The sequence below is a fragment of the uncultured Brachyspira sp. genome (assembly GCF_910578695.1).
Classification (GTDB): domain Bacteria; phylum Spirochaetota; class Brachyspiria; order Brachyspirales; family Brachyspiraceae; genus Brachyspira.
Genome location: NZ_CAJTQJ010000045.1, coordinates 1 through 20,880, shown reverse-complemented (window position 1 = coordinate 20,880; position 20,880 = coordinate 1). Strand labels below are relative to the sequence as shown.

The following is a 20,880-nucleotide window of genomic DNA, read 5'->3' as shown; positions in this document are numbered from 1 at the left end:
GAATAGGCAATCAGTCATTTATATACAGAAGTTTGTACTATTGGGCTAAAAGCTACTATACAAATCTAAAGTCTAAAGATATATATTCAGATTTAACGCCTGTTATAAGTATTAATATTTTAGATTTTAATTTAATAAAAGACTCAGATAAACCTCATAGCTGCTATTTTATTAAAGAGCTGGAAACCAATCATATACTAACTAATCATTTGGAGATACATTTTTTAGAATTAAAGAAGTTTAATAATAACAATAATAATTTGTATGAGGGTTTATCAGATTGGTTTAAGTTTTTAAATTCAAAAGATAAGTTGGAGGATACTATGGAAGTTTTAGTAAAGAAAAATCCTATAATGAAAGAAGTTTATGATGAGTACAATAAATTTGTAAAGAGTAATGATTTATATAATGGTTATAGCAATTATGAGAGAGATTATTTTAATGTTCTAATGCTTAATGAAGAGCGTATAAAAGGCATAGAAGAGGGAATACAAAAAGGAATAGAAAAAGAAAAATATTCATTAGCTAAAAATATGAAAAATAAGAATATGGATATAAATCTTATTAGTGAATTAACAGGCTTGAGCATAGAAGAAATAGAAAAGTTATAAGTAAATAGTTTTTTTATATAAAAAAATAAAAACTATAATAAAAAACTTATGAGTACCTGACATTCGTAGAATGGCAGGAGTTATTGACGAGCAAGTTTTTTATTAGTAATAATAAAAACTAATAATTTTTTAAATACTAGAAAGCTAAATATAAAAATTGTGAGCGTATATCAAATTCGCCGAAGGCGGCTATACTTTTTGCCGCAGGTACGCAAAGCTGTAATAATATAAAAACAATTTTTGAGTGCTAGAAATCTTAATATAAAAATTATGGGTGTATGTCATTTATAAAAATATACTTATAATTTTTAATTAGCAATAATAAAGCAATTTTTATTAGCAATAATTAGCTACAATAATAATTAATTAATTTTTTAATTAAATGCATTAAATTTATGCATATTGTACTATAGTTAGGTATCATAAAAAATTATAATATTTAATTGAAATTGCAAAAAAAATGTACTATACTGAAAGCAACGCATTAATATTATAAATGTGTCTAAAATTAATAATTCTTTGGAGATACAAATATGTCTAGAAAAATAGTAATAGCAAGTGCCTGCCGTACAGCAATAGGAAGTATGGGAGGAGCTTTAAGTACAGTTCCGGCTGCAGAATTGGGTGCAGTAGTAATAAAAGAAGCTTTAAATAGAGCTAAAGTAGCACCTAATCAAGTTGATATGGTATATATGGGCTGTGTTATACAGGCTTCGCAAGGTCAGAATGTTGCCCGTCAATGTTCTTTAAAAGCAGGCTTGCCTGTGGAAGTACCTGCTATGACAATAAATGTTGTTTGCGGTTCAGGACTTGATGCTGTAAATATCGCTGCTAATATGATAGCTGCAGGAAATGCAGATATAGTAGTAGCAGGCGGTACAGAAAATATGTCATTAGCTCCTTATGCCCTTAAAAAAGCCCGTTATGGTTACAGACTTGGTAATGATAAAGTATTGGATACTATGGTTCATGATGCACTTTGGGATGCATTTAATGATTATCATATGGGTATAACAGCAGAAAATGTTTGCGATGATTATAAGCTTACTCGCGAAGAATTAGATGCATTTGCTGCTAATTCACAGCAAAAAGCAGTAAAAGCTCAGGAAGCTGGTGCTTTCAAAAAAGAAATAGTACCTGTTACTATTAAAACTAAAAAAGGCGATATAGTATTTGATAAAGATGAAGGTCCTAGAGCAGGAACTACAGTAGAAAGTTTGGCTAAATTAAAACCTGCTTTCAAACCAGACGGAGGAAAAGTAACTGCCGGTAATGCTTCAAGTATAAATGACGGTGCTGCTGCTGTAGTTGTTATGAGTGAAGAAAAAGCTAAAGAATTAGGAATTAAACCTATGGCTACTTGGATTGCAGGCGGTTTAGGCGGAGTTGAGCCTAGAATTATGGGTATAGGACCTGTTGCTGCTACTAAAAAATTAATGGCTAAAACAGGATTAACTATTAAAGATTTTGATATCATTGAATCTAATGAAGCTTTCGCAGCTCAGTCAGTTGCTGTTGGTAAAGATTTAGGTATTGATGTAGAAAAACAACTTAATCCTAATGGCGGAGCTATTGCTTTAGGACACCCAGTAGGTGCTTCAGGCTGCAGAATTCTCGTTACTTTACTTCACGAAATGGAAGCTAAAAATGCTAAGAGAGGGCTTGCTACTCTTTGTATAGGCGGCGGTATGGGCTGTGCTACTATAGTAGAAAGAGAATAGTATAAAAATATATATCATTTTAACTATGATTAAATTAATAAATAACTTTATTGTTTAAGATTATTGATATATTATAGCCTTTGTGTTATTAATTTAATGCAAAGGCTAATATTAAAAAATTAAAATTATACTGCAAATGCAGTATAATAGTATTTATTATTGAAAATAATATTTTGTAATGAGCAATCAAAAGCTGCTTGTTTTTATTTTTTAATAATGACTTTATTTATAATTTAAGGAGATACAGATGGAATTCGTTAAATATGAAGAGAAAGGTATGATTGGTATCATCACTATTAGCAGAGAAAAAGCTCTTAATGCCCTTAATTCCCAAGTTTTAGATGAAATTGAAAAAACTTTTGATTCTGTAGATATTAATAAAACTAGATGTTTGATTCTAACAGGGGCAGGAGATAAATCTTTTGTTGCAGGAGCTGATATATCTCAGATGAGTACGGCAACTAAATCAGAAGGAGAACTTTTCGGTAAGAAAGGTAATGATGTATTTAGAAAAATAGAAGTTTTTCCTATCCCTGTAATAGCTGCTATTAATGGTTTTGCTTTAGGCGGCGGATGTGAAATAGCTATGAGCTGTGATATTCGTATTTGTTCAGATAATGCTATGTTTGGTCAGCCTGAAGTTGGACTTGGTATTACTCCTGGTTTCGGAGGCACTCAAAGACTTCCTAGAATAGTCGGTATAGGTATGGCTAAACAGATGATTTATGCCGGTAAAAACATTAAAGCTGATGAGGCACTTCGAATAGGACTTGTTAATGCTGTATATACTCAGGCAGAGCTTATGGGTGCTGCTGAAAAATTGGCTAATTCTATAGCTTCTGCCGCTCCTATAGCTGTTAGAAACAGTAAAAAAGCCATTAATGAAGGCTTACAGGTGGATATGGATAAAGCTATTGTTATAGAAGAAAAATTATTCGGCGATTGTTTTGAAACAGAAGATCAGAAAGAAGGTATGAAAGCTTTCTTAGAAAAGAGAAAAGTAGAAAAATTTGTTAATAAATAATATTTAAAAGCTAGTTTATAGCTAATAATATTAATAAAAAGTTTTATTGGCAATAATAAAGCTTTAAAGTTATAAATGAATAGCTGATGTTTTCAGTAAGTTTATTGATAGCAGCAGCAAAGATAAACTGTCAATTTATAACTGATATTATAAAAATTGTGAGCGTGCATAAATCAGCAAACAATTTTTATTAGCAATAATAATAAAAAAATTAAGGAGTTAAAAAATGAAAGTAGGTGTAATTGGTGCAGGTGCTATGGGTTCTGGTATAGCACAAACTTTTGCTCAAACAGAAGGTTATGAAGTTTATTTATGCGATATAAAAGAGGAGTTTGCAGCCGGCGGTAAAGAAAGAATTGCTAAGGGTTTTGCAGGAAGAGTAGCTAAAGGTAAAATGCAGCAGGCTGATGCTGATAAAATTTTATCTAAAATTACTACAGGTTTAAAAGAAATTTGTAAAGATGCTGATTTAATAGTTGAAGCTGCTTTTGAAAATTTAGAAGTTAAAAAAGCAACTTTCTCCGAGTTACATAAAATTTGTAAGCCTGATTGTATATTTTCTTCTAATACTTCTTCTCTTTCTATTACTGAGATAGGTAATGGAATAGGAAGACCTGTTGTAGGTATGCACTTTTTCAATCCTGTTCCTGTTATGAAACTGGTAGAAGTTATTGCCGGTATTAATACTCCTAGAGATATTGTTGAAAAAATTATCAAAATATCTGAAGAAATAGGAAAAACTCCTGTAGAAGTTAATGAAACTGCTGGTTTCGTAGTTAACCGTATACTTGTTCCTATGATCAATGAGGGTATTGATTTATATTCTATGGGTATTGCTTCTGTTGAAGGTATTGATAATGCTATGAAATTAGGTGCTAATCACCCAATGGGTCCTTTGGCTTTAGGCGACTTAATAGGACTTGATATTGTTCTTGCAATTATGGAAGTTCTTCAAAGAGAAACAGGAGATCCTAAATATAAACCTAGTTCTTTACTCAGAAAAATGGTTAGAGGCGGTTTGCTAGGACAAAAAACAGGCAAAGGTTTCTATGATTATAGTAAAAAATAATAGTTATTTTATATAATTAAAAGCGGAGATTGTATTTATACTTTCTTCGCTTTTTTATCTCTTAAACAGCAAAAATTAAATCTATTTTTTATATTAAAACATATAATCAAAGATAGTAAAATTTTTTATATCAATAATTGTAATTAATATAATTTTATTATACTATATAAATATTACAGCTTTAAGGATGATATTATGAAATATACTGAAATAAATAATGAAGGCATAGAAAAACTTATGGATATATTTTATGCTAGAATTAGAGTTCATGAGCAATTAGGTCCTATATTTAATGGTGCTGTAGGTATTGACGATGCTTCTTGGGAAAGACATAAGGAAAAAATATCTAAATTTTGGAAAACTATGCTGTTAAATGAAAGACTGTATATGGGAAATCCTGTTCAGCCCCATATTAATTTACTTCCTTTTGATATTAAGCTTTTTGATGTTTGGCTTGATTTATTTAAAGAGTGCTTGAATGAGATATTTGAAGAAAAAGCAGCCGAACATTATTATGAAGTTGCTGATAATATAGGAAAAAATTTTAAAGCAGTATTATTTCAGCAATAGCAGTTTTTATCAAATATATAAATTTAAATTCTATATAAAAATAATGTTTTGTTTGCGTTATTATATTAATTAAATTATTTATTATATTATTATAGATAATAGTTAAGGTATTGTTTTTTTATTTTTTATAATATAATATTGAAGCAATAATTAATTATAAAAATTGTACGATGATTTATGCATTCTCTCAATTTTTATAATTTTAAATGAGTTTATAGACAGCAATAATAAAAAATAATAGGCTTATAATGTTTAAAGACAGCAATATAACAACTCAGGATTTACTTAGAACCGTAAGACAAATAGAGATAAAGACTTCAAAAATAGTTAATTCATATTTTGCAGGTCAGTATCATTCTGCTTTCAAAGGTCAGGGTATAGAGTTTGATGAAGTTAGAAAATATACTATAGGCGATGATGTAAGGGCTATGGATTGGAAGGTAAGTGCCAGATATAATGAGCCTTTTATAAAACGCTTTAGAGAAGAAAGAGAACTTAATGTTATAATAATTGCCGATTTTTCAGCTTCTACAGATTTCGGATTTACAAAGACAAAGCATAATTTGATTGTTGAGCTTAGTGCATTGCTTAGCTTCTCAGCTTTAAAAAATAATGATAAAGTGGGGCTTTTAATATTTACAGATAAGGCGGAAAAATTTATTCCCCTTAAAAAAGGTAAAAATCATATTCTTAGGATAATAAGGGAGCTTATAGAATTTGAGCCTAAAAGCGTCAGCACTAATATAGCTAATGCATTGGAATATTTTAATAGAATACAAAAAAGAGACAGCATTGTTTTTTTAGTGACAGATGTCTGTGCTTCTATTCCTAAAAAAGAAATTGATATTACAAGAAAATATCATGATTTCATAGTTTGCTTAGTTAATGACAGCTTGGAATATAATATGCCTAGCTTAGGCGGAACTTTAGTATTATCTGATTTAGAAAATGATGATTATGTATATTTTGATATGTCAAATAAAAAAATAAGAGAAGAATATTTTAATGAGCAAAATAGGATTATGGAAGATAGGCTTGAATTTTTAAAAAGAAATTCTATAGAAAATATTGTTTTAGATACCTCTAGCGATTATGTTAATGAAGTTATGAAATTTTTTGTTAAAAGAAGAAGATAATTTTATAATATACAATATTTTTATATAGCTAATAAATATTGATTTAGGATAAATATTATTATGAATATATATGATATTATAAATGATTATGTAAATATTATAACTGAAAATAATGATATTGATTCTATAGTGCTGTCAGGTTCCAGAACCAGCTTGATTAATGATGATATGTCAGATTATGATATTTATGTTTATTCTAAAAATGCTGCAAAAAACATAGCAAATATAAAAGACAGAGAATATTTTGCACAAAAGTATGCATCTTATTATGAAATAGGAAATGATTATTTTGAATATGGAGATGAGATTATATTAAAAGATAGTAATGTATGTTTGGACTTTATGTACAGAGATTTATCTTGGGCAGAAGATGAATTAGAATATGTATGGAGAGGCTGCAATTCTAAAATAGGATATACAACTGCTTTTTTATATAATATTAAAAATTCTAGTATATTTTATGATAGAAATGGGAATTTTAAAAATCTGCAAGATGAATTAAATAATGAATATCCTGAAAAATTAAAGAATAGCATAATAGAAAAAAATTTTAATATTATATATGCCAAAAAAACTGCATCTTTTTATGAGCAATTAGAAAAAGCTGTAAAAAGAAATGATATTATAAGCATCAGTCATAGAATTACGGCAATATTATCATCATATTTTGATATTTTATTTGCCTTGAATAAAGAGCTTCATCCCGGTGAAAAAAAACTTTTACAGTATGCATTAAAATTATGCCCTAAGATACCTGATAATTTTGAAAAATGTATAAAAAGTATTATATTTTATGATTTAAATGATATATATAATAAAAAAATTATGGAAAAAGTTAAAATACTTATTGAAAATATTGAAAAAATTTTGTAAATTTTATTCTAAATTTTCATATATTTATTATACTATTTTTTTATTGTATTGAAAATAATTTTATGATATAATATTGGAAATAATTTTATGATATATAAAGAAGTTAATTTTTTATGTTAGGGAACAACAATGGAGAATCTAGAGGAGTTACACAGCTTTTTAAAAAACAGTATAGAAAATGCAAATACTCAGGCGGAAATAGATGATATAAGAATTCATTATTTTGGAAGAAAAGGTAGAATAACAGAGCTTTTAAAAGGCTTATCATCAATAGATAATATAGATGTTAAAAGAGAGCTTGGAAAAAAGATAAACGAAATAAAGAATTATTGCGAGAATGCTTTATCAGATAAAAAGAATGAAATATCTGAGAGAGAGTTTATATCTTCTTTAGAAAAAAATAAAATAGATATAACAATGCCCGGAAGAAGACCGAAATCTGCATCAATTAATTTGCTTACGAGAGTGGAAGAGGAAATAGTTTCTATTTTAACAGAAATAGGCTTTAGAGTTGCGGAAGGTAATGAAATAGAAGATGATTTTCATAATTTTGAGGCATTAAATATACCGTATTATCATCCTTCAAGAGACAGTCATGATTCTTTTTTTGTATCTAAAGAACATGTACTTAGAACTCATACATCGGGCATGCAGATAAGAACTATGCTTGAAACTCCTCCTCCTATAGCTGTAGTATCTCCAGGTAAATGTGCCAGAAGAGATGCTATAGATTCAAAACATTCGCCTGTATTTCATCAGATTGAAGGGATTATGGTAGACAGTAATGTAAGTTTTAATGATTTAAAGGGTATATTAGAATTATTCTGCAAAAAGATGTTCGGACATAAGACAGAGATAAGATTAAGACCTGATTATTTTCCATTTGTTGAACCTGGTGCTGATTTAAGTGCCACCTGCGTAATATGCGGAGGAAGAGGCTGTAAAACCTGCGGAGGAGAAGGCTGGCTTGAGCTTATGGGGGCAGGTATGATTCACCCTAATGTATTTAAGTATGTAGGATATGATATAAATAAATATACAGGCTTTGCTTTTGGTATGGGTATAGAAAGGGTTGCTATGATTAAATACGGCATTACTGATATAAGAATGTTCTATGAGAATGATATAGATTTTTTAAAGCAATGGTAATTTAATTGAGTAAGACTTTATAATATATAGCAATAAATAAAAGTGAGAATGAGCTTTTAAGCAAATTCGCCTAATGCGGACGAAGTCATTTGCTTAAAATTATTTAGCGAGTTCGAGCATTGCCGTAGGCATGCACCAAATAGGTGCCTACTCGGCAAAGCGACAATAAATAAAAGCGAGAACGAGCTTTTAAGCAAATTCGCCTAAGGCGGACGAAGTCATTTGCTTAAAATTATTTAGCGAGTTCGAGCGTAGCAATAAATAGAAAGGATAGAATAATGAGAGTTCCATTAAGCTGGCTAAAAGAGTTTGTTAATTTAGACGGATTTGATGTAGAAGAAATTGCTAAAAAAATAACGCTTGCAGGAAGTGAAATTTCATCAATAGAAACAACAGGCGGAGATATACCCGGTGTTATCATTGGAAAAATAATATCTGTACATAAACATCCTGATGCTGATAAATTAAGCGTTTGTAAAGTTGATGTAGGGGACGGAGATGTACTTTCAATAGTTTGCGGTGCTTCTAATGTAAGAGAAGGAATATATGTTCCTGTAGCTATGATAGGAGCTAAACTTCCTAATGGGCTTACCATAAAAAAGGCTTCTATAAGAGGTTTTGAAAGTAATGGTATGATATGTTCAAGAACTGAATTAGGCTATGAAGAAGCAGAGGGCGTTTATGGTATTTGGATATTAGATGAGGATATAGAAAAAGTTAATGCTGATAAAGACAGTATATTAGGAAATTCTCTTTCAACTATAGTAGGAAGCACAGATCATATATTCAATGTTGAAATTACTGCAAATAGAGGAGATTTAGTAAGTATTATAGGTTTTGCCAGAGAATGCTCTTTAGTTTTAGAAAGAAGAGTAAGTATTCCTTCTGTTAATACCTATGATGCAGCAGGAGGAAATATAGATATAACTATAGAAAATCCTGAAGGCTGTTATAAATATGTAGGAAGGCTTATAAAAGATATAACAGTAAGTCCCTCTCCTGATTGGATGCAGAAAAGACTTAAAATGTGCGGAATTAATCCTGTTAATAATATAGTGGATGTTACAAATTATGTTATGCTTGAATATGGGCAGCCTATTCACGCTTATGATTTTGATAATATAAAAGACGGTAAAATTATAGTCAGAAATGCTGAAAATAAAGAAAAAATTAAACTTCTTGACGGCAGGGAAATAGAACTTACAGATGATGTTTTAGTAATAGCTGACAGCGAAAAGCCTATAGGTCTTGCAGGAGTTATGGGGGGCGATTCTACAAAGATTAGAGATGAAACTAAAAATATATTGATAGAAAGTGCATATTTTGATCATATAGCTGTGAAAAAATCTACAATATCAGCAAATACTAAAACCGATGCTTCATACAGATTTGAAAGAGAAATAGATCATACTCTTACACTTGCTGCATTGAATAGAGTTGTAGATTTAATAGTTACTTTAGATAGTTCCTGTAAAATAGCTTCAAGATCCAAAGAGGTTAATGTAAAGCAGTTTGAAGCAAATAGAATAGTATTTGACTGCGGACTTGTAAAAAGATATTTGGGGCTTAATATGAATAAGATGGAAATATCATCTATATTCAAAAGATACGGATTTAAAGCTTCAGCACTTGGAGATAATAGTTTAAGAGTTGATATACCTTTATACAGACATGATTTATCCATAGCAGAAGATTTGATAGAAGAGATAGCAAGAGTTTACGGGTATAATAATATAGATTCTAATGTACCTCATATAAAATGCAATCCTATTAATACTGATTATTCAGAAGTCAGTTTTGTAAAGCATAGAATGGCATCTTACGGACTTTATGAAACTAAACAGTATTCTATGGGGCATAGTAATATATTTAAGTCTATAGGAATAGAGGAAGAAAAGCTAATAAAAGTAGTAAATCCGTTAACTAATGAGATGGATGTATTAAGACCTACAACTTTAGTTTCGCTTCTTAACAGCACAGTTTATAATCAAAATCATAGACATAAAAACGGAGCTTTATTTGAAGTTGGAAATATTTTTTATAAAGAAAATGAAAGTTTTATAGAAGAAAAGCATTTATCTGCTGTTATGTTCGGACTTTATCAGGAAAAGCTATGGAATAAAGAAGCCAGAGCTTATGATTTCTTTGATATGAGCGGAGTTATTGAAGAACTTTTAATAAAGGATTTGAAATGCACTGATTATAATTTGATGCCGAATAAAGAACATAAATGGTTTATACCGACTATATCTGCTGATATTGTTATATTTGGAGAGAAAATAGGCATTATTGGAAGACTTCATCCTAAAATTCTTAATATTTTTGATATAAATGGCGAGGTTTACTTTTTAGATATTGATATTAGAAAAACTTTAAAGCTTATTAAAGAGAGAGTAAAAAAACAGAAATTGAAAGATATAGGAAAGTATCCTGCTGTATTCAGAGATTTAGCTTTAGTATGCTCTAATGATATAGAATTCAGTAAAGTTATTAAAACTATAACTAAATTCAATAATATTATACAAAATGTTGATGTTGTTGATAGGTATGTGGGAGAGCAGGTAGATGAAGGCAGACAATCTATTGCAATATCTATAACATATTATGATCCTAATAAAACTTTGAGGGAAGAGGATATTAATACTGTTGAAACTTCTTTACTTGAAATGCTTAAAACAAGATTTAACATTAGTTTGCGTGCTTAATTATTAGGAGTTTTTATAATGGAATATGATATAATTTCTTGGGAAAGTATAAATGAGGCTGTTGAAATATTAGCTAAACAAATAGAAGATTCTAATATTCATTATGAAGTTATTTATGGTTTGGCAAGAGGAGGATTAGTTCCTGCTGTTATGCTTTCTCATAAACTTAAAATTCCTATGGTGCTTAATATGGAAGAAGTTTGGAGATTAAAGGTAAAAAATAAGCCTGCTTTAATAGTTGATGATATATCAGATACAGGCGAGACTTTAAGATATTTTGATGATCAAAAATTTGATATAGCTGCTTTATTTGTCAGAGTTCATACAAGCAAAATAAAACCAAAATATAGTTATAAAAATATTAATCATAATAATTGGCTTTTATTTCCTTGGGAAACTAAAGATTCAAGTAAATAAAAATTTCATATTGAAATATTCATTTAGTAATTATCATTATAATTATAAAAAGTAATATAATATATATTGTTTTTTGACAATTTTTTTGTTTTATGTATAATTACTTAAAATTTTTATATTGCTGTAATATTAATAAATTATGAATAATGAAGTAAAAAATTATATACATGAAAAATTAAAATATATTCCAGATAAGTCAGGAGTATATTTTATGAAAGATAGCAAGCAAACTATAATATATATAGGTAAAGCAAAATCACTTAAAAAAAGAGTTTCATCATATTTTAGTAATTCAAATAAAGATGCAAAAACAGCAGCATTAGTTGAACATATTAGAGATATTGATTATATATTAACAGAAAATGAGGTTGATGCCTTAATATTAGAAGCCGAGATGATAAGAAAGCATAAGCCTCACTATAATATACTTCTTAAAGATCAAAAATCATTTCCTTTTATAGCGATTACTAATGAACATTTTCCTAGAATTATTAAGGCTAGAAATGTTATAGATAAAGAAAATTCAAATAAATATAAAAAATATTACGGACCTTATGTTGCTGCTGAGAAGGCTGATAGTATAGTAAAGTTTGTAATTGATAATTTTAAATTAAGAAGATGTAAATATGATTTCCCATTAAAAAGACCTATAAGACCTTGTTTATATTATCATATAGGAAAATGTACAGCTCCTTGTGCCGATTTTATTAGCGAAGAGGATTATGATAAAACTATTGATGATGCTGTAATGGTGCTTGAAGGTAATGTAGATGAGCTTATTTCTAAATTAAAACATTATATGTTTATGCATTCTGAGAAATTAGAATTTGAGGCGGCTAAAGATTTTAGAGATAAAATTGATTTACTTAAATATATAACCGTTGAGCAGAGTATATATATACCAGAAAGCGATGATATTGATATAATAGGAATTTACGGAGAGAATGGAAATTATATTATAGTGATTTTATCTGTAAGCGGAGGAAAACTTGTAGATAGAAAAACTTTCAGTATGAGTTCTCCGAATAATGATAAATATTATGAAGAGATAGGAATATCCAAATATTCAGAAATACTTTCAGCTTTCTTTACTCAGTATTATACTCATGCAAATTTGATACCTGCCTCTATACATACAGATTTTGATATTACAGATTCTGATATAATAAAAGATTATTTAAGGGAAATATCAGGAAGAGAAGTAAATTTAAAATTGGATAAAAGCAGAAAGGGATTAATAAATATAGCAAATGAAAATGCCAAACATTTATTTAAAGAAAAGTCATTGATTAGAGAAATTCCTTTAGGCATAACAAGGCTTCAGGAAATATTCAAATTAAAAAAAGCTCCTGCTGTAATAGAGTCTTTCGATATAGCACATATTCAGGGAAGCTATACTATGGCTGGAATGGTAAGATTTGTTAATGGAGTTTCAGATAATAAAAATTACAGAATATTTAATATGAAAACGGTTACAGGTATAGATGATTTTGCTTCTATGAAAGAGGCGGTTTATAGAAGATATAAAAGACTTAAAGAAGAAAAATTAACTTTCCCAGATTTAATACTTATAGACGGAGGAAGAGGGCAGCTTAATTCTGCAATAGAGGCTTTAAAAGAGCTTGATATAAAAAGACAGCCTATAATGGCACTTGCTAAGAAGTTTGAGGAAATATATTTACCGAATATGGATAAGCCTGTGCAGTTAAGCGATAATGAGCCTGCAAGATTATTTTTACAGAAGGTGAGAGATGAAACTCATAGATGGGTTAATACAAGTCATGGCAGAAAAAGAAGCAGAGAAATGATTAAAAGCGAACTTGAAAGTATAGAAGGTATCGGAAAGAAAACTATAGAAAAATTATATGCTCATTTTATGAATATAGATGATATTAAAAATGCATCTTTTGACAGTATTAGAAATATACCAGGTATAACCTATAAGGCTGCAAACAATATATACGGGTATTTTCATAAATAATTAATTTTTATACTTGAAATAATATATATTTAATATATAATTTAATATATATTTAGGGGAGCTTGAAAAGGCTGAGAGTAGGTTTAATTTTCATCAATTCTTTATTTAAACTTAGACCCTTATGACCTGTTGGATAATGCCAGTGTAGGGAAATATTTTATTCTAACTAAATATTAGTTTTTATAATTTTAGTTTCATATTCTTAATTAATTCTTATGCACTTGTGATTTTTCATTAAGGCTTCTCTGATATTAATTTATATTTCTTAATTATATTGGAAATTTTTTATGAATAATATTTTAAATTCTAAAAGTATTTTAATGAGTACTAAGTACAGAAAATCACCTTATTTAAAATTTATTATGTTAAGTGCTATATTTATGTTTTTTATTAGCATAAATATAAAATCAATGCCTATAATAAAACTTATTAAGAAAGATTCCATTTGCAGAACCTTATTACAGCATAATAATTACTATGATAGGCAGCATATATTATTTAAGAAATAAATTTTATAAATATTATTTGAATATATAAGTTTATAGATTAGAATATTAAAAGATATTATCATAATTAAAATATATTATTATTATATTGATATTAAAGAATAATATTTTTTTAATATTAGCAGTGCATTTGCATATTTTTTTGATATAGATTATTAAAGTTATATAAAATAAAAATTATAAGGAGTAAAAATGAGTACATTACAAAGTGAAATAATAAAAGCAATTAAAGATATGAAATCTAAAAGTCCGTTGGTTCATAATATTACAAATTATGTTGTTATGCAGATTACAGCTAATGCTTTGCTTGCAGTGGGAGCTTCGCCTGTAATGACATTTGAAAAAGAAGAATTTGAAGATATGCTTTCTATTGCTTCATCTCTTGTCATCAATATAGGTACATTAACTCAAATTTCTATTGATGCTATGCATAAAGCATGCGAAACAGCAAATAAAAAGAATGTGCCTTTTGTGCTTGATCCTGTTGGAGCAGGGGCAACAAAATTGAGAACTAAAACAGCTATTGATATAATAAAAAATTATAATCCTAAAGTAATAAGGGGAAATGCTTCTGAAATAATGTCTCTTGCTGGAGATAGCGTAAAAACTAAAGGAGTAGACAGTACTGTTAATGTTAATATGGCTATTGAGGCAGGCATTCATTTAGCTAAAGAATATAATACAGTTGTGAGTATAAGCGGTGAAACCGATATTATTACAGACAGCAGTAAAGTTTTATATATAAGCGGAGGTTCTGATTTAATGCCTATTAATACAGGTATGGGCTGTACTTCCAGTGCTATTACAGGTGCTATGATTGCGGTATCTGAACCTTTAATTGCTGCTGCTTCGGCTATGTGCATAATGGCGTCTTGCGGTGAAAAGGCTTCAAAAAAGGCTGAAGGTCCTGCTAGTTTTTCTATTGCTTTTATTGATGAGCTTTATAAACTTGATATTAATGATGCTTCAAATAGAGTAAGAGAATAATATTAATTTTTTAAATTATTTTTTATAAAAAAACAGCTGACAGATTTTTTAATATATTTAATTAGTTATAATTTTTTATTGTAATTATATATAATCTTTTTTTATTTATAATTATGATTTTATTAATTTAATATTTTATTAGAATATTATGCATTGGTATAATAAAAATCATAAAAAAGATATCAGCAATTAAAAGCAGTCAGATAAAAATTATTAAAATAAAAACTACTGTTATTAAATAAATCTGAATGCTGTAATTTTTTAGAGATTGGTATAATTAAATTATAAAATATATTAAAAACTTAATGATTTACTTAAACAATATATTCAGTAATTTTTATAAATTAATTGTATTATGATAGAAAATTGACAATCGTCAAAGACTATGATATAATTCTTCGAATATCGATAATATATATAGTAAAATAAAAAATAAGGAATACATTTGATGAGAAAAATATTTATAATAATACTTATTAATATAATTTATGTATATGCTTTTGCTGATTCTTCTATTAATAGAGAAATATTTATTACACTTGAGGGTAGTATTGATAAATATGCTATTACTATAGATATATATATTGAAGCTCCTGATAATATATTGCAAAATAAAAAATCTGCTATACGAGGATATTATAAATATAATAATATTAATACCCCAATACCTATAATAGGAGAAATAGATAAAAATACTATTATATTCTATGCTTTTAATTCTGATAAAAATAAAAAAGAAATATTCTATTTTCAAATAAATAATAGTCAATTAGATAGCATTATTAATTTGGGAAATAATAAAAAGAATATTAATTTAAAAGGCAGCTGGCAGAAAGATAATAAAAAGTTAAGCTCTGATATAAAAACAATAAAGCCTTTGTATACTGTTTATAATATAAGCGTTTCTAAAGAGTATAAAAATTATATTCATACTTTATCTGCTCTTTATATAGAAAATCTTAAATTGTTAGTGTATGAAGACAAAGTTATAAAGCATATAAATAATACCAATGAAATAATTCAGAAAATTAATAATGAAATAATTCAGAAAGTTAATAATAATATTAATGAATTAGATTTAAAAGAAGAAGAAACTTTTTACGAAGCTCAATTTTACGGTTTTTATGACGGTTTTTTTAATGACAATGTTTTATGTATTACAAGCAGTATAGAGTATTATTATGGAGGACCATATCCTGGTACATCCATAAAATATTTAACATTAGATATTAATAAATTAGAATTAAGAAGATTAACTTTATCTGATTTTGTTAATGACAGTGATGAATTTAGAAAAACTTTACAAAAAGAGCTTGATAAATATTATAGCAAAGACGAAGACTTTTCTATTGATGTGATAGATAAAGTTGATAGTTCTTATGCTGAATATTTAATGCAAAATAATGTTTCAATTTGTACTAAAAATGATGATATAGATTTGCATATACAATTTAACTTTCCGCATGCTGCTAGGGCATTTGATGATTTTAGTATATCTTTTAGTAAATTAAAACCTTATTTGAAAAAGAATATTTATTACTATTTTTAGATAAAAAGATTTATAATGTATTTGATAAAAATCATTTATGCAAATTTTACAGATTACAATTTTTAACTTATAACTGACTAAGTAAGTTAAGTTTATCACTAGCAATAATAAGAATAAAGAAACTATAATAAAAAAAGAATGGAGCATATTTGAGATTAAATATTTAAAATATAAAATTATAAGCGTATTTTAAGTTTAAAAAATAATGCTGAAATAAAAATATCGTTCTAAAATAGCATACAATTTCTATTGTATTTTTTTATTATCTTTATATTTAAAAATTATTCTATGTATTAATATTATTAAAATATTATATATAAGTAATGCCGTAAAAAATATTTTCATTATAAGCATAAAATTTTCAAAAGTTCTAAGCCCGTTTCTTAGTGAAAAATATACATAAGAAAATATTATCAAGTATCCGTAAAATGGTGCAAATAATTTATAGGCAAGTCCGTAATTAAATGTAATAACTGTAAAGCCTAAAGAAAAACCGAAAATTACAGCCTGAGGAATAAGAGGTATAATTGCTTCATATCTGCTTGTAAATTGTATTAATACTATTTGTTTTGCAAATATAATCAAAAATCCTGACAAACAAAAAGATGCAGATACAAACAGCAAAAGCGAATAATAAATAATCTTTTTTTCTTTGCTTTTATTATTATCTTTTTTAGCTATTAAAATATAAGAAAACATTACTGAAGCTATCGGAGTGCCTATATAGAAAAACATTTTTATTATTAATGATATAGTAGAGTAGTATCCTGCACTTGTTTTATCTAAATACCTGTTTGCCATTAATACATCGCTTAATGATATCCAATTAAATATGAAATTTATTATTACAATATGAATTATATATCTTAAAAATATATATAAATTTTGTTTAGAAAGATATATTTTTATTTTATTTAATGGTATAAAGTAGGGAATATTAACTTTCTTTAATTCTACTAAATTAATTATTAAATAAAGCACACAGAATAAAGTAACTGTTATAATAGATTTAAATAAAGTCAATCCTGTTATGATGAAATATGCTAATAATAATATTTTAGATATAAATATTGCTATAAGACTTGCTATATAATCATAGGCTATATAATTATTTATTTTTAATATTGACTGAGAGACTATGCCTAAAATAGTTGCAAATATTCCGATAGATATTATAAAAAGCGAGCTGTAATTTTTTATATTAAAAAGTATATCTATTAATGGTATTGATAATATATATAATGCGGATATTATAAATGCTGTAATATATCCGTAAGCCCAATAAATTTTTGCATCTTCATCATCTTTATAATGATGCATAATATAATAGCTGAAACTTGATACAGTTAGAACTATTATTGAATATATATTTATTATGCCGTTATAATATGCAAAATCTGATATTGATAAACTTCTGTTTACATATATTGAAGATATATAATTTAATACACTTGAAATGCCGTTTATAAATACTAATAAAGCATAGTTAATATAGTATGAATATTTTTTATATAATGTCTTTATATTAGCCATACTATTATTAACTTATTCATATATTTCATTGTGATAAACAACTTTACTATCTTCTTCTAAAGAACCATATTAATATGCCAAGTATTCCAAATAAACAAGGCAAGCCTATTTGAGCAATATATCTAATAAAGTTAGTCTGAGTTGTTGTGAGAGTAAGATTTTTAATACTTGCCTCTTTAGGTCTTATAGTAATTTTCTGTCTTGCCTCTAATAAATAAGCAACAGTATTCATAAATAAATCTTTATTTCCAGCAAAAGCAATGTCTACAGATTGTCCTTGTTCAGGATTAATATATGCATTCAAAATAAATGTCGCATCTCCGAATACTACTATTCTGGCAGGATCTTTTCTTCCTTCTATTTCATAAGTACCGCTTATAGCCAAAGGAACAGGACCTGATATATCGGTTCTAGGATTGAATCTTGCTCTTGATAAATCAAAAGTAGCTTCTTCTTTACTATAGCCCTGAGGCGTAGTTGTTATTATATTTTCAAAACTGCCGTTATATATATTTTCTCCGCTTAATATACTTCTTGCCACAACTAAGCATGCAAATACATTTCCCTCTTTAAGCGTCTGAGTTATAGGGTGCGAAGTATATTGAGGCACTATATTAACAGGTATAACTACACTTGAAGCTGTATCAATTATATAGTCATTTTTAGTTTTAAATCCCCAATCAGATAGAAAAATTCCTAAATTACTATTAAATCTGCTTCTATCCAAAAAACTATCGTATAAAACTAGAAGTTTTCCGCCTGTTTTCACATAATTATTTAATTTTTCTATTTCAAAATCACTGAAATTTTCTATAGGAGCGGCTATTACTATTAATGATGCATCTGTAGGGATATTTTCAAGTATGATATTTAAATCTTTAACTTTATAATTTTCATTTTCTAAATAAGTTTTAACATAGGATAAGCCTTCTCCGCCTCTATCTTGCAATTGTCTTTCTCCGTGTCCTACAGTAAAATATATAACAAATGATTCGCTGTCGAGTAAAGTATATATAGACTGCGTGAATTTTTCTTCTCCTATAAATAAAGGATCTGATGTTACTTTAGACTGAGTTGTTAAATCTTTTCTATAAACTCTGACTTGTTTTCCCTGTCCGTAAGTAAATACTATTTCTCCAACCTGAGTCATTTGATATTTGCTTTTAGCAGAAGGTTTTTCTATAGGGTTAATATATTCTACATTTATATATTTGTTTATTCTCTTATACTGCTCTAATAATAAATCGGCTCTCCAATCTGCTGAAGTAGGATCTGTACTAGGAGATCTTAATACTACTATAGAAAGAGGGCTGTCTATTCTTGATAAAACATCCATAGTTTGCTGGGATACTGTATATGACTTATTTTGAGTTAAATCAAATCTTATAGGAAAGTTTATGCTTATAATATAAAGTCCTACAAGTATCGCAAGAGTGATAATTAATGATAATATTCCAAAAAAAGCTTTATGAACAAAACGCATCTTAAAAAAAGATACTATATTTTTTCTATCTACTATTAATGTAATAATAGTCATTATAGAAGATATTACAAGCACCACCCAAAAAACAGCTGTAGGTCTTTGAGTTACCGCATAAAAAAATATCCAAGCAAAAAATAATAATAGCCAAGATGCTACTGTAGCGATTTTTAAGTTAAATTTTTTATTTGACATTAGCTAATAATCCATTAATTTATTTTATTAAAATAAGCGAATAATTATTATAAATTTCATATATAATAAATTCCTGCAATAAGTATCGGTTTATTTAGAATTTACTAAAACAATTATTAATTAAATATTTCATTAATGCATAGTATATATGAATATTTGCTATATATTAATTTATGTATATTTAAATAAAAATTTCTATAATTTTACAAATATTTATTTATTAAATAAATACTTGATTTCTATAATATAATATATTACTATTGTACTATAGAAATATTATAAAGAGATTTTATTTAAATGAGTGAAGATATAATATTAAGATTAGAAAATGTAAAAAAATATTTTAGACTGCATGCAAATATATTAAAAAGTTTATTAAAAAAATATAAAGAAATTAAAGCAGTTGATGATATCAGCATTGATTTGAAAAGAGGCGAAACACTTGCTTTGATAGGAGAATCTGGAAGCGGCAAAACTACTATAGGAAAATTAATAATGAAGCTTATAAATCCCACTTCAGGCAGTATTATATTTGAAAATGAAAATATTAATGATTTTAATAAAGAAAAAACTGCAGAATACAGAAGAAATGTTCAGATGATATTTCAGGATCCTTATGCTTCTATGAATCCTAGATTTAAAATAAAAGATGTATTAAAGGAGCCTCTTTATATTCATAATATTGACGGCGATGAAAAAACTTATGATGATATTGTTATTAATGCATTGAAAGATGTAAAAATAAATCCTCCTGAAGAGTTTATGGAAAGATACCCTCATATGATTTCAGGAGGACAGCGTCAAAGAATTGCAACGGCTAGGGCTTTAATACTTAATCCTAAATTAGTAGTTGCAGATGAGCCTGTTTCTATGATAGACTTATCTACTAGGGCAGAGATACTTTATATGATGAAAGAACTTCAGACAGATAAAAATTTAAGCTATATATATATCACGCATGATTTATCAACTGCAAGATATTTTGCAGACACAATAGCAGTAATGTATTTAGGAAGTATAGTTGAGATAGGAGATGCTGATGAAATAATAGATAATCCTAAACATCCTTATACAAAGGCTTTAATTGCAGCAGTTCCTGATGCTTCTTCAGGAAGAGTTAATATAATAAAAGAGCTTCCTATTAGAGGAGAAATACCGAATGCTTCGGATATTCCATTAGGATGCCGATTTCATACAAGATGCATATATGCAAAAGATGAATGCCGAAATTATATTCCTAAATTAAATAATATTTCTGAAAGACATTCTGTTTCATGTATTCTTACTGAGTAATTTTTTATAAAAATATATAAAAAATTAATTAATTATAACTTTTCTATTTCTTTAATACTTAATCCTGTTAATTCACTGATA

16 protein-coding genes and 1 riboswitch are annotated in these 20,880 nt (G+C 27.3%); of the genes, 14 read left to right on the top strand and 2 right to left on the bottom strand.

Translation table 11 applies throughout. From position 1 onward, the window contains the following. From QZ288_RS10325 to QZ288_RS10265, 13 genes are all read left to right on the top strand, one after another. Nucleotides 1-611, top strand: a 611-nt coding sequence (locus tag QZ288_RS10325) for an Rpn family recombination-promoting nuclease/putative transposase (RefSeq protein ID WP_295158582.1), incomplete at its 5' end; no start/stop codon positions are given. 533 nt (nt 612-1,144) lie between these two features. Next, nucleotides 1,145-2,332 (top strand): acetyl-CoA C-acetyltransferase, encoded by a 1,188-nt coding sequence (locus QZ288_RS10320; RefSeq protein WP_295158580.1) that lies wholly within the window; start codon nt 1,145-1,147, stop codon nt 2,330-2,332. A 247-nt stretch (nt 2,333-2,579) separates the two neighbouring features. Then, a complete protein-coding gene (locus QZ288_RS10315) occupies nt 2,580-3,356 on the top strand; it encodes an enoyl-CoA hydratase-related protein (RefSeq protein ID WP_295158578.1) in 777 nt (258 codons plus the stop codon). Nucleotides 3,357-3,582: 226 nt separating this feature from the next. Beyond that, nucleotides 3,583-4,425: a 3-hydroxyacyl-CoA dehydrogenase NAD-binding domain-containing protein gene (locus QZ288_RS10310; RefSeq protein WP_295158576.1), complete on the top strand. Its 843-nt coding sequence runs from the start codon at nt 3,583-3,585 to the stop codon at nt 4,423-4,425. A gap of 195 nt (nt 4,426-4,620) precedes the next feature. Then, nucleotides 4,621-4,995: a group III truncated hemoglobin gene (locus QZ288_RS10305; RefSeq protein ID WP_295158574.1), complete on the top strand. Its 375-nt coding sequence runs from the start codon at nt 4,621-4,623 to the stop codon at nt 4,993-4,995. 248 nt (nt 4,996-5,243) lie between these two features. Next, nucleotides 5,244-6,131 (top strand): DUF58 domain-containing protein, encoded by an 888-nt coding sequence (locus tag QZ288_RS10300; protein ID WP_295158572.1) that lies wholly within the window; start codon nt 5,244-5,246, stop codon nt 6,129-6,131. Nucleotides 6,132-6,191: 60 nt separating this feature from the next. Beyond that, complete coding sequence (locus QZ288_RS10295; protein WP_295158570.1) at nt 6,192-7,004, top strand: DUF4037 domain-containing protein; 813 nt, start codon at nt 6,192-6,194, stop codon at nt 7,002-7,004. A gap of 129 nt (nt 7,005-7,133) precedes the next feature. Continuing rightward, the gene (pheS, locus tag QZ288_RS10290) at nt 7,134-8,153 is read left to right on the top strand and encodes a phenylalanine--tRNA ligase subunit alpha (protein WP_295158568.1); all 1,020 of its coding nucleotides are present in this window, start codon (nt 7,134-7,136) and stop codon (nt 8,151-8,153) included. A 278-nt stretch (nt 8,154-8,431) separates the two neighbouring features. Next, nucleotides 8,432-10,858, top strand: a complete 2,427-nt coding sequence (pheT, locus tag QZ288_RS10285; protein ID WP_295158566.1) for a phenylalanine--tRNA ligase subunit beta — start codon at nt 8,432-8,434, stop codon at nt 10,856-10,858. Between the two features lie 18 nt (nt 10,859-10,876). Further along, complete coding sequence (locus QZ288_RS10280) at nt 10,877-11,275, top strand: phosphoribosyltransferase family protein (protein ID WP_295158565.1); 399 nt, start codon at nt 10,877-10,879, stop codon at nt 11,273-11,275. A gap of 139 nt (nt 11,276-11,414) precedes the next feature. Beyond that, a complete protein-coding gene (gene uvrC, locus QZ288_RS10275; protein WP_295158563.1) occupies nt 11,415-13,256 on the top strand; it encodes an excinuclease ABC subunit UvrC in 1,842 nt (613 codons plus the stop codon). A 44-nt stretch (nt 13,257-13,300) separates the two neighbouring features. Beyond that, nucleotides 13,301-13,425, top strand: a riboswitch (TPP riboswitch). A 529-nt stretch (nt 13,426-13,954) separates the two neighbouring features. Beyond that, the gene (thiM, locus tag QZ288_RS10270) at nt 13,955-14,749 is read left to right on the top strand and encodes a hydroxyethylthiazole kinase (RefSeq protein ID WP_295158561.1); all 795 of its coding nucleotides are present in this window, start codon (nt 13,955-13,957) and stop codon (nt 14,747-14,749) included. 448 nt (nt 14,750-15,197) lie between these two features. Continuing rightward, complete coding sequence (locus QZ288_RS10265; RefSeq protein ID WP_295158559.1) at nt 15,198-16,298, top strand: hypothetical protein; 1,101 nt, start codon at nt 15,198-15,200, stop codon at nt 16,296-16,298. 246 nt (nt 16,299-16,544) lie between these two features. Here QZ288_RS10265 and QZ288_RS10260 read toward each other — a convergent pair whose 3' ends face one another. Continuing rightward, entirely contained in the window at nt 16,545-17,831 is a 1,287-nt protein-coding gene (locus tag QZ288_RS10260; RefSeq protein ID WP_295158557.1) for an NADH-quinone oxidoreductase subunit L, read from the bottom strand. 46 nt (nt 17,832-17,877) lie between these two features. Then, on the bottom strand, nt 17,878-19,506 hold the full coding sequence (locus QZ288_RS10255) for a GldG family protein (protein ID WP_295158555.1): 1,629 nt from the start codon (nt 19,504-19,506) through the stop codon (nt 17,878-17,880). 297 nt (nt 19,507-19,803) lie between these two features. On the opposite strand from QZ288_RS10255, the gene QZ288_RS10250 reads away from it, so the two are divergent. After that, nucleotides 19,804-20,799, top strand: a complete 996-nt coding sequence (locus QZ288_RS10250) for an ABC transporter ATP-binding protein (protein ID WP_295158554.1) — start codon at nt 19,804-19,806, stop codon at nt 20,797-20,799. Nucleotides 20,800-20,880 lie beyond the last annotated feature (81 nt).

What these genes read in the sequence shown, in the direction of transcription:
- QZ288_RS10250 (WP_295158554.1), top strand. Translation starts at nt 19,804, where the DNA reads ATGAGTGAAGATATAATATTAAGATTAGAAAATGTAAAAAAATATTTT.
- pheT (WP_295158566.1), top strand. Translation starts at nt 8,432, where the DNA reads ATGAGAGTTCCATTAAGCTGGCTAAAAGAGTTTGTTAATTTAGACGGA.
- QZ288_RS10265 (WP_295158559.1), top strand. Translation starts at nt 15,198, where the DNA reads ATGAGAAAAATATTTATAATAATACTTATTAATATAATTTATGTATAT.
- QZ288_RS10280 (WP_295158565.1), top strand. Translation starts at nt 10,877, where the DNA reads ATGGAATATGATATAATTTCTTGGGAAAGTATAAATGAGGCTGTTGAA.
- QZ288_RS10305 (WP_295158574.1), top strand. Translation starts at nt 4,621, where the DNA reads ATGAAATATACTGAAATAAATAATGAAGGCATAGAAAAACTTATGGAT.
- pheS (WP_295158568.1), top strand. Translation starts at nt 7,134, where the DNA reads ATGGAGAATCTAGAGGAGTTACACAGCTTTTTAAAAAACAGTATAGAA.
- QZ288_RS10310 (WP_295158576.1), top strand. Translation starts at nt 3,583, where the DNA reads ATGAAAGTAGGTGTAATTGGTGCAGGTGCTATGGGTTCTGGTATAGCA.
- QZ288_RS10260 (WP_295158557.1), bottom strand. Translation starts at nt 17,831, where the DNA reads ATGGCTAATATAAAGACATTATATAAAAAATATTCATACTATATTAAC.
- QZ288_RS10320 (WP_295158580.1), top strand. Translation starts at nt 1,145, where the DNA reads ATGTCTAGAAAAATAGTAATAGCAAGTGCCTGCCGTACAGCAATAGGA.
- QZ288_RS10295 (WP_295158570.1), top strand. Translation starts at nt 6,192, where the DNA reads ATGAATATATATGATATTATAAATGATTATGTAAATATTATAACTGAA.
- QZ288_RS10300 (WP_295158572.1), top strand. Translation starts at nt 5,244, where the DNA reads ATGTTTAAAGACAGCAATATAACAACTCAGGATTTACTTAGAACCGTA.
- thiM (WP_295158561.1), top strand. Translation starts at nt 13,955, where the DNA reads ATGAGTACATTACAAAGTGAAATAATAAAAGCAATTAAAGATATGAAA.
- uvrC (WP_295158563.1), top strand. Translation starts at nt 11,415, where the DNA reads ATGAATAATGAAGTAAAAAATTATATACATGAAAAATTAAAATATATT.
- QZ288_RS10255 (WP_295158555.1), bottom strand. Translation starts at nt 19,506, where the DNA reads ATGTCAAATAAAAAATTTAACTTAAAAATCGCTACAGTAGCATCTTGG.
- QZ288_RS10315 (WP_295158578.1), top strand. Translation starts at nt 2,580, where the DNA reads ATGGAATTCGTTAAATATGAAGAGAAAGGTATGATTGGTATCATCACT.